At 72.8% G+C, this 13,192-nt stretch carries 15 protein-coding genes; 4 read left to right on the top strand and 11 right to left on the bottom strand.

Going from position 1 to position 13,192, the window contains the following annotated elements:
* The first annotated feature begins 64 nt into the window (after positions 1–64).
* Positions 65–961: an NADP-dependent oxidoreductase gene (locus ABD324_RS11820; protein ID WP_344415506.1), complete on the top strand. Its 897-nt coding sequence runs from the start codon at positions 65–67 to the stop codon at positions 959–961.
* A 92-nt stretch (positions 962–1,053) separates the two neighbouring features.
* Here the strand turns inward: ABD324_RS11820 and ABD324_RS11815 are convergent, their stop codons facing one another.
* The 8 genes from ABD324_RS11815 to ABD324_RS11780 form a co-directional block, all read right to left on the bottom strand.
* A complete protein-coding gene (locus ABD324_RS11815) occupies positions 1,054–1,944 on the bottom strand; it encodes an amidohydrolase family protein (protein WP_344415504.1) in 891 nt (296 codons plus the stop codon).
* Positions 1,945–1,960: 16 nt separating this feature from the next.
* Positions 1,961–2,452: an SsrA-binding protein SmpB gene (gene smpB, locus ABD324_RS11810; protein ID WP_344415502.1), complete on the bottom strand. Its 492-nt coding sequence runs from the start codon at positions 2,450–2,452 to the stop codon at positions 1,961–1,963.
* Between the two features lie 10 nt (positions 2,453–2,462).
* Positions 2,463–3,377, bottom strand: coding sequence for a permease-like cell division protein FtsX (gene ftsX, locus ABD324_RS11805; protein WP_344415499.1), 915 nt, complete (start codon positions 3,375–3,377; stop codon positions 2,463–2,465).
* Positions 3,378–4,067, bottom strand: a complete 690-nt coding sequence (gene ftsE, locus ABD324_RS11800) for a cell division ATP-binding protein FtsE (protein WP_344415497.1) — start codon at positions 4,065–4,067, stop codon at positions 3,378–3,380.
* Between the two features lie 81 nt (positions 4,068–4,148).
* Positions 4,149–5,264, bottom strand: a complete 1,116-nt coding sequence (gene prfB, locus ABD324_RS11795) for a peptide chain release factor 2 (protein WP_344415495.1) — start codon at positions 5,262–5,264, stop codon at positions 4,149–4,151.
* A gap of 19 nt (positions 5,265–5,283) precedes the next feature.
* The gene (locus ABD324_RS11790; RefSeq protein WP_344415493.1) at positions 5,284–5,793 is read right to left on the bottom strand and encodes a PadR family transcriptional regulator; all 510 of its coding nucleotides are present in this window, start codon (positions 5,791–5,793) and stop codon (positions 5,284–5,286) included.
* Between the two features lie 100 nt (positions 5,794–5,893).
* Positions 5,894–6,859, bottom strand: coding sequence for an acyl-CoA dehydrogenase family protein (locus tag ABD324_RS11785; protein WP_344415491.1), 966 nt, complete (start codon positions 6,857–6,859; stop codon positions 5,894–5,896).
* Positions 6,860–6,868: 9 nt separating this feature from the next.
* Positions 6,869–8,038 carry an acyl-CoA dehydrogenase family protein gene (locus tag ABD324_RS11780; protein WP_344415488.1) on the bottom strand — a complete coding sequence of 390 codons (1,170 nt, stop codon included), beginning with the start codon at positions 8,036–8,038 and terminating at the stop codon, positions 6,869–6,871.
* A 158-nt stretch (positions 8,039–8,196) separates the two neighbouring features.
* Between ABD324_RS11780 and ABD324_RS11775 the strand changes: the two genes are divergently transcribed.
* Entirely contained in the window at positions 8,197–8,439 is a 243-nt protein-coding gene (locus tag ABD324_RS11775) for a ribbon-helix-helix domain-containing protein (protein ID WP_344415486.1), read from the top strand.
* 11 nt (positions 8,440–8,450) lie between these two features.
* Positions 8,451–8,843: a hypothetical protein gene (locus tag ABD324_RS11770; RefSeq protein WP_344415484.1), complete on the top strand. Its 393-nt coding sequence runs from the start codon at positions 8,451–8,453 to the stop codon at positions 8,841–8,843.
* 65 nt (positions 8,844–8,908) lie between these two features.
* Here ABD324_RS11770 and ABD324_RS11765 read toward each other — a convergent pair whose 3' ends face one another.
* The gene (locus ABD324_RS11765) at positions 8,909–9,643 is read right to left on the bottom strand and encodes a tyrosine-protein phosphatase (RefSeq protein WP_344415482.1); all 735 of its coding nucleotides are present in this window, start codon (positions 9,641–9,643) and stop codon (positions 8,909–8,911) included.
* Positions 9,644–9,680: 37 nt separating this feature from the next.
* Positions 9,681–10,568: a hypothetical protein gene (locus ABD324_RS11760; protein WP_344415480.1), complete on the bottom strand. Its 888-nt coding sequence runs from the start codon at positions 10,566–10,568 to the stop codon at positions 9,681–9,683.
* Between the two features lie 96 nt (positions 10,569–10,664).
* On the opposite strand from ABD324_RS11760, the gene ABD324_RS11755 reads away from it, so the two are divergent.
* On the top strand, positions 10,665–12,125 hold the full coding sequence (locus ABD324_RS11755) for an AMP-binding protein (RefSeq protein ID WP_344415478.1): 1,461 nt from the start codon (positions 10,665–10,667) through the stop codon (positions 12,123–12,125).
* Between the two features lie 122 nt (positions 12,126–12,247).
* Here ABD324_RS11755 and soxR read toward each other — a convergent pair whose 3' ends face one another.
* The gene (soxR, locus tag ABD324_RS11750) at positions 12,248–12,709 is read right to left on the bottom strand and encodes a redox-sensitive transcriptional activator SoxR (RefSeq protein ID WP_344415476.1); all 462 of its coding nucleotides are present in this window, start codon (positions 12,707–12,709) and stop codon (positions 12,248–12,250) included.
* Positions 12,710–13,192 lie beyond the last annotated feature (483 nt).

Raw genomic sequence — 13,192 nt, 5'->3', positions numbered from 1 at the left:
TACCTGTTGGAGAGTAGCTCTCCTACCGTCGGGTCCACAACGACGACTCGCGCAGGAGGCAGAGATGAAGGCAGTGGTGTACCGGGCGTTCGGCGGCACGGAGGTCCTGGAGGTCGCGGAGCGGCCGGTGCCGGAGCCCGGGCCGGGCGAGGTGCGGATCGCCGTCGAGGCGGCGGCGGTCAACCCGATCGACCTCGGGAGCCGGAGCGGGTTCACGGTGCAGGCGGGGATCGCTCCCGCGCCCGGGAGCTCGTTCGAGCGGGGGTTGGGCTGGGACGTCGCCGGGCGGATCTCCGCTGGTGAGGGCTTCGCCGCGGGGACTGCGGTGGTCGGTCTGCTCCCGGCCTTCGCGGTGGCGACGGGGACGCAGGCGTCGTTCGTCGTGGTTCCCGCGGACTCCGTCGCGCCGGCCCCATCGGGCATCGAGCCCGCGCGGGCCGCGACGCTCCCGCTCAACTCCCTCACCGCGGACGCGGCGCTGCGGGAGCTCGACCTGCCCACCGGCGCGCACCTGATGGTGCTCGGCGGGGCGGGCGGGGTCGGGGCGTTCGCCGTGCAGCTGGCGGTGCGGGCCGGTCTGCGGGTGACGGCGACGGCGTCCTCCCGGGACGCTCGGACCGTGGAGAGCTTCGGCGCCACGGTGGTGGCCCGCGACGCGCTGCCGTCGGGGGTGGACGGGGTGCTGGACACGGTGGGACTCGGCGCCGCAGCACTCGCCCCGGTTCGCGACGGCGGGGTGCTCGTGACCGTGGCCGGGCCCGTCGAGGGCGAGCGGGGGATCCGGTCCGTCCAGGCGCTGGTCCGGCCGGACGGCGCCCGCCTGGCGGAGCTGGCGACGCTCGCGTCCACCGGCGCGCTCGCGCTGCCGTCGGTGACGACGTACCCGCTCGACGAGGTCGCGGCGGCCCAGGACCGGCTCGCCGCCGGCGGGGTGGGCGGCCGGCTCGTCCTCGTCCCCTGACCCCTGCGCACGGGGAACGGTGCTCGGGCACCGTTCCCCACGCACGGGCAGTGTGTGCGCAGGTCAGGCGGGGTCGTGAGGGGAGAACGTCCTCACAGGAGCCGGGTGCCGGCCTCGAAAAGCACGTCCCTCAGGAACGCCTCCCCCAGGCGCCCGTCCGCCGCCGCCCATCCGGCGATCGCCCGGAGCTGGGTGGCGTAGGAGTACGGGATGTTCGGGAAGTCCGTGCCCAGGACGACGCGGCCGGGGATCTCGGCGAGGAGGGCGGGCCAGTCCTTCGGGAGCGGGGCCATCTCCTCCGAGAACGGCGTGCCGACCATCGTGGTGTCGAGGTGGACGTTCTCGTAGCGGTGGACCAGGTCCACGGCTCCCCGGTAGTCGGGCATGCCGGCGTGGGCGAGGACGGTCGTCAGGCGGGGGTGACGGGCCAGGACCTCGGCGAAGACGTCCAGGCCGGTGTGGGCGCCGGGGATGGGGCCGTGACCGCAGTGGACGATCGCGGGGACCCCCGCGTCGGCCAGTAGGCCCCAGGCGGGGTCGAGGAAGGGATCGCGGGGATCGAAGCCGCCGACCTGGACGTGGACCTTCACCGCCCGCGCGCCGGCCCGGACGGCGGCGCCGAGGTAGTCCTCGACGCCCGGCTCGGCGTAGAGGGTGGCGGTGCGGACGGCGGACGGGGTGGCGTCGGCGAAGTCGGTGACCCACTCCGTGAGCCAGGCCGCCATGTCCGGCTTGTGGGGGTAGACGAGCGGGGCGAACTTCTGCACGCCGAGCTTCCGCAGGAGCGCGACCCGCTCCTCCTGGGAAAGCCGGTACTGCACGGGCCAGGCGCGGCCGTAGTGCGTCTCGGCCTGGTCGAAGTAGGCCCAGACCTTGCGGAGGACGCGCTCGGGGAGGAAGTGCACGTGGACGTCGACGAGGCCGGGGAGCCCGAGGCTCTCGACCCAGCCCGGGACGTCGTCGTCCGTCTCCGGACCCGTCATCGCTGGAAGGACCCCGTCATCGCTGGAACGACTTCGCCCGGCCCTTCGCCGCGCGCCCGATCGCCCGCGCCATGTCCCGCTCCGCGTCCTTCTTCGCGAGGTCCTGGCGCTTGTCGTAGGCCTTCTTGCCGCGGGCCAAGGCCAGCTCGCACTTGACCTTCCCGTCGGAGAAGTACAGCGACATGGGGACGAGGGTGAGCCCGCCCTCGCGGATCTTGCCGATCAGCTTCTCGATCTCGTAGCGGTGCAGCAGCAGCTTGCGGGTGCGGCGCGGCTCGTGGTTCGTCCAGCTGCCGTGGGTGTACTCGGGGATGTGCAGGCCGCGCAGCCAGACCTCGCCGTCGTCCACGGTCGCGAACGCGTCGACGATCGACGCCCGGCCCAGCCGAAGGCTCTTGACCTCGGTGCCCATGAGCGCGACACCGGCCTCGAACTCCTCGAGCACCGCGTAGTCGTGACGCGCGCGCCGGTTCTGCGCGATCACCTTGCGGCCTTTCTCCTTCACCACTCCAGGGTACTCAGACCTTGACGTACAGGCGCAGAGTTACGTAACCGGTGATGCCGGCGATGACGCCGCCGATCGGGATCAGGTAGGCGGCCGTCGTCAGGACGTCCGTCATGGTGACCGGAGGGATGACGCCGTTCTGGGCGATCCCGGCCAGCAGGGAGTCGATGAACGCGAGCTTGCCGACGACCAGCCCGACGGCCGCCAGCACCGCGCCGACCACACCGGTGATCACCGCCTCCACCAGGAACGGGAGCTGCGTGTACCAGCGCGTGGCGCCGACCAGCCGCATCACGCCGACCTCGGTGCGCCGGGTGTACGCGGAGACCTGCACGGTGTTGGAGATCAGCAGCAGCGCGGCCACGGCCTGCACCAGCGCGAGCGCGAAGGTGACGTTGCGGACCCCGCCGAGGAAGTCGAACAGCTTGGCCACGACGTCCCGCTGGTCGATCACGGTGCGGACGCCGACCTGGTTGGCCATCGCCTGCTTGACCGCGGACGCCCCGGCCTCGGTGGAGCCGTTCTGCTCGACGAGCTTGACCCGCAGCGTGGCGGGCAGCGACTGCGGGCGGGCGAGCTCGGCCACGGACTGCCCGGCGAAGAGCTCCTGGAAGCGCGTGTACGCCTCCTGCTGGTTCTCGTACGTCACCGTCTGGACCAGCGGCGAGCTCGTGAGCGTCTTCTTCAGCCCGGCGCAGATCGGCTGCGAGCAGTCCGCGTCCGCCGTGGACACGTCCTGGGTCAGCGCGACGCGCACCTCGAGGCGGTCCGAGTAGACGGCCTCGGTGGCGTCGATCGTCTTCACCGCGAGCAGGCCGGTCCCCACCATGAGCAGGGAGATCGCCGTCGTCAGCACCATCGCCACGGTCATCGTGACGTTGCGGCGCAGGCCGGTGGTGACCTCCCGCAGGACGAAGTCGGTGCGCACTTATCGACCCACTCCGTAGACCGCGTGGGCCTCGTCGCGCACGACCCGGCCCATCTCCAGCTCCACCACCCGCCGTCGCATCGAGTCGACGATGGAGTGGTCGTGGGTGGCCATGACGACCGTGGTGCCCGTGCGGTTGATCCGCTCGAGCAGCAGCATGATGTCCTGGCTGGTGTCCGGGTCCAGGTTGCCCGTCGGCTCGTCCGCGAGCAGGACCAGCGGCCGGTTCACGAAGGCCCGCGCGATCGCGACGCGCTGCTGCTCGCCGCCGGAGAGCTCGTGCGGCATCCGGTCCGCCTTGCCGGACAGGCCGACCAGCTCGAGGACCTCGGGCACGACCTTGCGCACGGTCGAGGGCGACTTGCCGATCACCTCGAGCGCGAACGCGACGTTGCCGCCGACGGTCTTGTTCGGCAGCAGCCGGAAGTCCTGGAACACGCAGCCGATCCGCTGGCGCAGCCGCGGGACCTTGCGCCGCGGCAGCTTGGCGACGTCGAGGTCCGTCACGAAGATCTTGCCGCGGGTGGGCACGTCCTCGCGGAGCAGCAGCCGCAGGAAGGTCGACTTCCCGGAGCCCGACGGTCCGATGAGGAAGACGAACTCGCCCTTCTCGACGTCGACGGAGACGCGGTCGAGCGCAGGGCGCGTCGAGGTCTTGTACATCTTGGTGACGCGCTCCAGCCGGATCACGCCGCGGACGTTACCGGCGGATCATGACGGCGCCCGCACCCGACAGGCCCCCTCGGCGCAGCGGCGGTACCGCTCGTCCGATCAGGCCTTCTCGGCCTCGAGCTCCTGGTTGCGGCGCCACCGGATGCCGGCCTCGATGAAGCCGTCGATGTCGCCGTCGAGCACCGCGCCCGGGTTGCCGACCTCGTACTCGGTGCGCAGATCCTTGACCATCTGGTACGGGTGCAGCACGTAGGAGCGCATCTGGTTGCCCCAGGACGAGCCGGTGTCCTTCAGCGAGTCCATCAGCGCCCGCTCCTCCTCACGCTTGCGCGCGAGCAGCTTGGCCTGCAGCACGACCATCGCGGTGGCCTTGTTCTGGATCTGCGACCGCTCGTTCTGGCAGGACACCACGATGCCGGTCGGCAGGTGCGTGAGCCGCACCGCGGAGTCCGTGGTGTTGACGCCCTGACCACCCGGGCCCGACGACCGGTAGACGTCGACCCGCAGCTCCTTCTCGTCGATCTCCACGTGGTCCGTGGACTCGACGACGGGGGTGACCTCGACGCCCGCGAACGACGTCTGGCGGCGGCCCTGGTTGTCGAAGGGCGAGATGCGGACGAGGCGGTGCGTGCCCTGCTCGACCGACAGCGTGCCGTAGGCGTACGGGGTGTGGACCTGGAAGGTGGTGGACTTGATGCCCGCCTCCTCCGCATAGGAGGTGTCGTAGACGTCGACGCCGTAGCCGTGCCGCTCGGCCCAGCGCATGTACATGCGCATGAGCATCTCGGCGAAGTCGGCCGCGTCGATCCCGCCGGCCTCGGAGCGGATCGTGACGAGCGCCTCGCGGGCGTCGTACTCCCCGGACAGCAGGGTGCGGACCTCGAGCGACTCGATCTCCTCGCGGAGCTTGCCCCGGTCCCGGTCCGCGTCCGCGATCGCGGACTCGTCCGCCTCGTCCTCGGCCAGCTCGTAGAGCACCGGGAGGTCCTCGAGGCGGCGGCGCAGGTCCTCGACGCGGCGCAGGTCCGCCTGGGCGTGCGAGAGCCGGCTCGTGACCTTCTGGGCGGCCTCGGTGTCGTTCCAGAGGTCGGGCGCGCCCGCCTGCTCCTCGAGGTCCGCGATCTCGTTCCGCAGCGCGGGCAGGTCGGTGACGACCTCGATCCCCTCGAGAGTGGTCGCGAGGTCCTTCAGGTCGGCTGCCACGTCGGGGTTCACGACGAACCAGGCTACGCGGTCAGTCCCGGGGGATCGTGTCCAGGAGCTTCACCATGGCGCGGGCGTGCGAAACGGTGAAGTCCGCGACCGCCTTCCGGTACGGGTCCTCCTCGCCCCGGGCCTCGGTGCGGGCCTCGACGAGCCGCGCCGAGTACACCTCGCGCGAGGTGTCGACCAGGTCGGCGCGCTGCTTGGCGGTGAGCGACCCCGCGTGCAGCAGGCGGAGCACCAGCGGGCTGCGCAGCGAGTCGCCACCGCTGCCGTGCTGCAGCCAGGCCTTGAAGGCCCGCTTGCCCGCGGCGGTGATGACGTACTGCTGGGACGCCCGTGGGCCCTGCTTGCCGAGGCGGAGCAGCCCGGCCTCCGCCATGACGGGCAGCTCGCGGTACACCTGGCTGCGGGTCACGGTGAAGAACGAGCCGAAACGTTCGCCCGCGGCGGCGACGAGCTGGCCGCCCGTCATGGGGCCGCTGTGGAGCAGCCCGAGCAGGGCGGCGGCGGTGGCGTTGACAGGGGGAGAAGCCGGCATCCGTCAACGGTCCCACGACCGGCGGAGTTCCGCATTCCAACAAGGACGGTCCGGCTCGGACTCCGGGGCCGCGGGGCTCCCCGCGGGGAACCCCGCGGCGTCAGATGGTGAGGGCCGCGATGGTCTCCCGGTGGGCGTCCGCGGAGCCGTACCGGGCGGCGAGACGCTTGGCGCGCTTGTAGAACAGGTGCGCCTCGTGCTCCCAGGTGAAGCCGATCCCGCCGTGGTACTGGATCATCGCGGCGGTCGCCTGCTGCGCCACGTCGCCCGCCTTAGCCTTGGCGACGGACACGGCGAGCGGCGCGTCGTCGAGCCCGGTGTCGACGGCGTGGGCCGCGTAGAGAACGGCGTGCTCGGCCATGGTGACCCCGACGTGGAGGTCCGCGAGCGCGTGCTTGATGGCCTGGAAGGAGCCGACGGGGACGCCGAACTGCTCCCGGTCCTTGTCGTAGGCCACGGTGCGGGAGAGCGCCTCGCGGGCGGTCCCGACCAGGTCGGCCGCCGCCAGGACGGCGGCGCGGGCCTGCAGCGAGGACACGTCGCCGGGCAGCGCCTCGACGCTGCCGCCGCTCACGGTGGCCAGCCGGGTGGTGCCGTCGTAGGACGCGACCGGGGTGGCGTCGGCACCGGTGAGCAGCCCCTCCGCCGTGACGACGACGTCCGCGATCGCCCCGTACTCGACGGTCCGGGAGAGCCCGAGGGCCCCGATCGCCTCGCCGGTCGCGAGCCGGGGCAGCCAGGCCGCCTTCTGCTCGCCCGACCCCGCGAGGCGGATCGCCTCGGCCGCCAGCACGGTGCCGCGCCACGGCCCGGGTGCGACGCCGGCGCCGAGGGCCCGGGCGATGACCTGGGCCTCGACCAGGCCCAGCCCCAGGCCGTCGTGCTCCTCGGGGACGGTGACGGCGAGCCAGCCCTGCTCCCCCGCGGCCTTCCAGAGGCTCTCCGGGTTGCCGTCGCCATCGGACTCGACCACCTGGCGCACGGCGGCGAGGTCGAAGCGCTCGGCCAGGTAGGTGGAGACGGCCGCCCCGAACTCCTGCTGGTCCTCGGTGAGTGCGAAGAACACGGTCCCCTCCTACCGGGGCAGGCCGAGCACGCGCTCGGCGGTGACGTTGCGCTGGACCTGCGAGGAACCGCCCCAGATGGTGACCGACCGGGACCACATCGCCTGCGCGTTGAACGGGCGGAGGTCGAGGTCCTCCAGCTGCTCGAGCGTGACGTCCTCGCCGAGCACGTCGTCGTAGACCTCCCAGAGGTCCTGGAAGGTCTCCGACCACTGCAGCTTGGTCATCGAGGCCTCGAAGCCCAGGTCCCGGCCCTGCTCGGTCTGCGTGAGGATGTGCAGCGCGTGCAGCCGCAGGCACTCCAGCTCGGTGAGCACGCGGGCGAGCTTGCCGCGCAGCACCGGGTCGGTGTCCCTGCCGAGCTTCTTCGCGACGGCCACGATCTCGTCGTACTGGCGGCGGAACTCGGTGTACTGGGCCATGCCGGAGGCGCCGCGCTCGAAGGAGAGCAGCAGCATCGCGGTGCGCCAGCCCTCGTCGATCTCGCCGAGGACGTCGGTGGCCGGGACCCGGGCGTCGTCGAAGAAGACCTCGCCGAACTCGCTGGCGCCGGACATCTGCTTGAGCGGGCGCGCGTCCACACCGGCCTGGTGCATGTCGATGAGCAGCATCGAGATGCCGCGGTGCTTCTGGCTGCCGGGCGTGGTGCGGACCAGGGTGAAGATCTTGTCGCCGTGCACGGCGTTGGTGGTCCAGACCTTCTGGCCGTTGACCACGAAGTCGTCCCCGTCGCGGACGCCCTTCGTGGACAGCGCGGCGAGGTCGGAGCCGGCGCCGGGCTCGGAGAAGCCCTGGCACCAGATGACCTCGTTGCGGAGCATCGGGCCGATGATCTCCTTGCGCTGCGCGTCCGTGCCGATGGCCATCACGGTGGGCGCGAGGAAGGTCAGGCCGAGCGGGTTGACCGTGCTCGGCGCGTTCGCCAGCACCATCTCGGCGTCGTAGATCGCCTTCATGCCGGGGGTGCCGCCGCGGCCGCCGAACTCGGTGGGCCACTGGATGCCCGCGAAGCCGGCGAGCGCCTTGTCGCGCTCCCAGTCCCGGCGCAGGCGGAAGCTCTCGTCGTCGTCGAGCGACCCCCAGAAGCCGGGGCGGCGCCACTCGTCGGGTATGTGGGCGTGTAGCCAGGAGCGCAGCTCGCTGCGGAACTCCTCCTCGGCCGCGGTGTACGTGAGGTCCATCGGCGAATCTCCTGGTCGGGAGCCGGGGCGGCGGCCCGTCCTCGCCCGGCCGTCGCGCTGGACCCCAGCCTGGCATACCCGCGGGTAACCTGCATCGGCCCTGTCCGGAGGGCTGGTCTCGGTCGACGGGTCCGGTATGCACCGAGTAGCCTGTCGGTATGCGCAGCGAGCGGGTGACCGTCACCCTGCCGGCCGAGATGGTGGCCGAGGCCAAGGAGGCCGTCCGGAACGGGACGGCGGCCAGCCTGTCGGCCTATGTGGCCGAAGCGGTCCAGGCGAGGCAGGACCGCGATCGGTCGCTCGCTACTCTGGCCGACCTGTACGGAGGTCCCCCACCGGCGGACGAGCTCGACGCGGCACGACGGTCGCTGCGGCTCGTTCCTCCCGTGGCCGTCGGCTGAAGGGCGCGCACATGATCGGCGGAAGAGTCCTCGACTCCAGCGCGCTCGAAGCCTTCGCGACCGGCCGGCCGGTGTACATGCGCGCCCTCGTGTGGGCCGCGGTCGAGGAGAACCTCGTGCTCGCGGTGCCCAGCGCGGCGCTCGGCCGGGTGTGGGCGCTGCTCGACCCGGAGCACCACGCCGCCCTGCAGGTGCTCCTCGGGCTGCCCAACACCGTGATCCACGATCTCTCCCCGGCCATGGCCCAGGAGTCCGGCCTGCTGCTCGCCGCCGCGGGCCAGGACGACATCGTGGCCGGTCAGGTCGTCACCACGGCCCGCCGCAGAGGCTGGCCGGCCGTCACGGGCGACCCCGGCACCCTGCGCAAGCTGGACGCCGCGATCCCGATTGAAGAGCTCCCCTAGCCGCATTATGGAGCCACAACTGTCGTTTCGAGGTCTCGAAATGACAGGTATGGCTCCATAACGCCTCAGGTGAGGCGGGCGGTGAGGGCGGCCAGTTCGTCGTCCGTGAGGCCGTTGTTCCGGAGCCAGGTGGTGGCGCCGCCCTCCTGCTCGTCGAGGATCTGCAGGACCTGGGCCATCGCCTCCGCGCGCGGGCGGTGGCGGTCCAGCTCCTCCGTGGGAGGCATGTCCACGCCCGCGGCGGTGGTCCAGCGGCGGAACATGTCGTCGATCTTCGTGGCGGACAGGGCGTAGTCCTCGACGACGGCCGCCCGCTCGACCCCGACGGCCTCCAGCACCAGCGCCACGAGCGTGCCCGTGCGGTCCTTGCCGGCCGCGCAGTGGACCAGCACGGAACCCTCGCCCGCGGCGATCCGGCGGACGGCGGCGACCACGTTCGGGCCCTTGTCCCGCAGGTAGCCGAGGTAGTGGCCGACCATCGGGTGGAAGTCCTCGCCGATCTCCGGCAGCTCGCGGCCCGCCTCGGGGATGAACGTGTACTGCACGGTCTCGACGCCGACGCGGGCCAGCTCCGACTCTCCGTGCTCCTCGATCTCCCTGGTGGTCCGCAGGTCCAGGATCAGCCGCAGGTCGAGGCCCTGGACGAGCCGGTCGACGTCCGCGGGGGTGACGTGGTGGAGCGCCTCGCTGCGCAGCAGCACGCCCGGACGGACGGTGCCGCCGTCGGTCAGCGGCAGGCCGCCGACGTCGCGGATGTTGCTGAGGCCTTCGAAGCGGAGCCAGCGATCGGTGACGGTCACGGGCCCACGGTATCCGCGCAGCCCGGTGAGCCGGGTCTCACCCGAGCAGCTTCTGGACCCCGTTCCGCGCCACGACCAGCGGATCCGGCAGCGCGGGCAGGCCGTCCTCGGGGGCGAGGACGGTGAAGTTCATGACGACCTCACCGTCTCGCACCGCGATCATCACGACGTCGAAACCCTGGCCGCCGACCCGCCAGCCGGTGGCCTCCTCGTGGCCGAGGTCGAACCGCAGGTCCTCCGCGGGTGCGAGCACGGCGGGCTTGCCCGCGACGGTGCCCTGCGAGCAGCTCATGCCCTTCACGGTCGCGCGGTAGGCCTCGGCCGCGCTCGCGGCGTCGCCGTAGACGCTCACCGTCTCCTGGACCACGCCCGCGCGGCTCTCGGCGGCGGCGCCGACCCGGACGGCGAACGGGAACTGCGCCACGACGCCCGGGCCGCCGCAGATCGCGGGCACGGTCGGGTCCGGCTTCGGCTCGTCCGCCCTGACGAACGACGGGCCGATCTCGCCCGGGGTGAGGAGGAAGGGGCGCAGGCCGTCGGCCGCGGCGGACATCCCGGCGTCCTGGACCGGAGCGGCGCCGGAGGCCGCACCGACCGGACGGGGTGGGGCCGGCTTGGCACTGGTCGCCGCCGCCTGGGCGGGTTTCGCCGCGGGCGGGGCCTGGGCCGGTGGTGCCGCCGGTGCGGCGGCGATGGGCGGGGCCTGGGCGACCGGGGCCGCCGCGGGCGCCGCGGCGGCGGTGCCGCAGGCCGCGGTGCCGAGCAGTGCACCCAGGAGCAGGGCGGTGGGTAGCGCGGCTCGCCGGGCAGGGCCGAACGCGCCGGCGGTGCGGGCGAGCGAGCGGGACGAGCCGCGGGCGCGCATCCGGGCGCTCGGGGCGCCGGGGACCGGGCGGCGGACGGGGTTCACGCGGCTGTTCGTCATGACCCGAAGTCTTCGCGAACCGGACGCCCCGGTCGGGGAGGCCACCACCACCCCGCAGCGGCGGCACCATGCCGGTTCGCCGGGCAGGATGCCGGGGTGGACCCCGAACTCCCCGAGGACCTCCCCATCGGGCTGGTGATCGACCGTCTCGCCGCCGCGGAGCCGGACCGGACCGTGCTGCTCCATCCCGGCGGGCGCACCACCCGGGCGGAGCTGGCGGCCGCGGCGAGCCGGGCCGCCCGCGAGTTCGCCGCGCTCGGCGCCCGCGAGGGATCACTGATCACGATCGGGCTGCCCAACGGCGCCGCCTTCTACGCCGCCACGCTCGGGGCCTGGAAGCTCGGCGCGGTCCCGCAGCCGGTGTCCGCGAAGCTGCCGCCCGCGGAGCTCGCCGCGCTGCTCGAGATCGCCGACCCCGCGGTCGTCGTCGGGCTCCCGGCGCCGGACGGCCGTCCCTCCCTCCCCCGGGGCTGGACCCCGGATCCGGCGCTCGACCCGGCGCCGCTGCCCCCGGCCGTCCCACCCAGCTGGAAGGCGCCGACCTCGGGCGGCAGCACCGGCCGTCCCAAGATCATCCTGTCGGGGGCGCCCGGCCTGTTCGGGGACGTCACGGCCCGGGGGCCGGCCCTGCGGATCGAGGGCGGCGACGAGGTGTTCGCCGTGACCGCGCCGCTCTACCACAACGCGCCCTTCATGTTCTCGCTGATGAGCGTGGTGCTCGGCGGCACGCTCGTGGTGCTGGACCGGTTCGACGCGGCGACCGTCCTCGACGCCGTGGAGGAGCACCGGGTGACGTGGCTCTACGCGGTGCCGACGTTGATGGGCCGGCTGCTGCGGCTGCCGGAGGAGCGCCGGGCCGCGGCCGACGTGTCCTCGGTGCGCACGATGCTGCACGTCGGCGCGCCCTGCCCCGAGCACGTGAAGCGCGGGTGCCTGGAGTGGTTCGGCCCGAGCACCGTCGTGGAGCTGTACGCCGGCACGGAGTCCCAGGCCAGCTCCATGATCGACGGCGAGGACTGGCTCGCCCACCCCGGCTCGGTGGGGCGGGTGGTCACCGGCGAGATGCGGATCGGCGACGACGAGGGCCGGCCACTGCCCGTCGGGGAGACCGGCGAGGTGTGGATGAAGGTGCCCGAGCAGCCCTACCGCTATCTGGGCGCGACCGCGCGGCACCGCGACGGCTGGGAGTCCCTCGGCGACATGGGCCGGATGGACGCCGACGGCTATCTGTACCTGGCGGACCGGCGCAGCGACATGATCCTCGTCGGCGGGTCCAACGTGTACCCGGCCGAGGTGGAGGCGGCGCTCGACGCGCATCCCGCGGTGCTGTCGTCCTGTGTGGTCGGGCTGCCGGACGACGACCTGGGCTCCCGCGTGCACGCGATCGTCCAGCTCGGCGCGCCGGTGTCCGACGAGGACCTGCGCACCCACGTCGCGGAGCGGCTGGCGAAGCAGAAGGTCCCCGCGACGATCGAGCGGGTGGACCAGCCGCTGCGGGACGACACGGGCAAGGTCCGCCGCTCGGCCCTCCGCGCCGCCCGCCTCACGACGTCGTAGCGGTGTGTTTCGGCCTACGGAAAGTGCCGACTCGCGGAAAGGGAGGCTCCACCACCCGCGAGTCGGCAGTTTCGGGAGTGCGAGTTGCACATCTGTGACATGCCGTGCGGGCGCCGGGCGGGTCAGGTGGGTGGGCGGCGGAGGGCGGCAGGGAGCATGCGGGCACCCTCGCCCGCCGCGGCGGCGACGTCTCCGGGGTTCATCAGGCGGCAGCGGGCCAGGGACAGGCAGCCGCAGCCGATGCAGGAGTCCAGGCCGTCGCGCAGCGCGACGAGGGCGTCGATCTGCTCCTCGAGCCGGCCGCGCCAGGTCTTGGACAGCCGCGTCCAGTCCGCCTTGGTGGGGGTGTGGTCGGCGGGCAGTGCGTCGAGCGCCTCCCGCACCTCGTCGAGCCCGATGCCGATCGAGCGGGCCGCTCGGATGAACGCCAGGCGGCGCAGCACGCTCCGCTCGTAGCGCCGTTGCCCGCCCGACGTGCGTCCCGCGGCCACCAGCCCTTCGCGCTCGTAGTAGCGCAGGGCCGAATGGGGGAACCCGCTGCGGGCGACGACATCCCCGATGGTCAGCTGGTCGTGGGCGTCCATCGGACCTCCCCAAGATATAGAGTTGGCTTCAGGTTTGATCGTACGCGCAACGCACTGCTCCGATTGCACGCAGTGACCGTTCATCGCGCGAGGCGAACGTCACACGACCGGTTGCCGACGCGACGAACGGCCCCGGAGCAGCGGCGACAGGCCGCCTCAGGGCTTGTGTCGTGGGGTTCACCATCCGTAATGTCGCCCGGGTCATCACGGTCCGATCACGAGCGGACACCTGAGCCGGACTCCCCGACCGGCTCTCCGGGACCCCCGACCCGGGACCGCTCGCGACAGGCCTCTGATCGCGAAAGGCTCGAAACTTGGCTGGCCACCGCTCCCCAGGCGGCCGGCGTGTCACCGGAGATCCGGCTCCCCACCGGGCTTCCGCGCGGCACGCCGCCGGGCGCGCGACCGCACTCGGTCCCGTCGCCGGACGACGCACCGTCGCGTCCACCACCGCCGCTGTCGGCGCCGCGTTCGGCGTCCTCT

Source organism: Pseudonocardia ailaonensis (assembly GCF_039531635.1).
Classification (GTDB): Bacteria; Actinomycetota; Actinomycetes; order Mycobacteriales; family Pseudonocardiaceae; genus Pseudonocardia; species Pseudonocardia ailaonensis.
Note: the sequence above shows the minus strand (reverse complement) of the source record. Positions and strands in the feature narration are given on the sequence as shown.

What these genes read in the sequence shown, in the direction of transcription:
- ABD324_RS11760 (WP_344415480.1), bottom strand. Translation starts at nt 10,568, where the DNA reads ATGACGAACAGCCGCGTGAACCCCGTCCGCCGCCCGGTCCCCGGCGCC.
- ABD324_RS11775 (WP_344415486.1), top strand. Translation starts at nt 8,197, where the DNA reads ATGCGCAGCGAGCGGGTGACCGTCACCCTGCCGGCCGAGATGGTGGCC.
- soxR (WP_344415476.1), bottom strand. Translation starts at nt 12,709, where the DNA reads ATGGACGCCCACGACCAGCTGACCATCGGGGATGTCGTCGCCCGCAGC.
- ABD324_RS11780 (WP_344415488.1), bottom strand. Translation starts at nt 8,038, where the DNA reads ATGGACCTCACGTACACCGCGGCCGAGGAGGAGTTCCGCAGCGAGCTG.
- ABD324_RS11790 (WP_344415493.1), bottom strand. Translation starts at nt 5,793, where the DNA reads ATGCCGGCTTCTCCCCCTGTCAACGCCACCGCCGCCGCCCTGCTCGGG.
- ABD324_RS11770 (WP_344415484.1), top strand. Translation starts at nt 8,451, where the DNA reads ATGATCGGCGGAAGAGTCCTCGACTCCAGCGCGCTCGAAGCCTTCGCG.
- ABD324_RS11815 (WP_344415504.1), bottom strand. Translation starts at nt 1,944, where the DNA reads ATGACGGGTCCGGAGACGGACGACGACGTCCCGGGCTGGGTCGAGAGC.
- ABD324_RS11820 (WP_344415506.1), top strand. Translation starts at nt 65, where the DNA reads ATGAAGGCAGTGGTGTACCGGGCGTTCGGCGGCACGGAGGTCCTGGAG.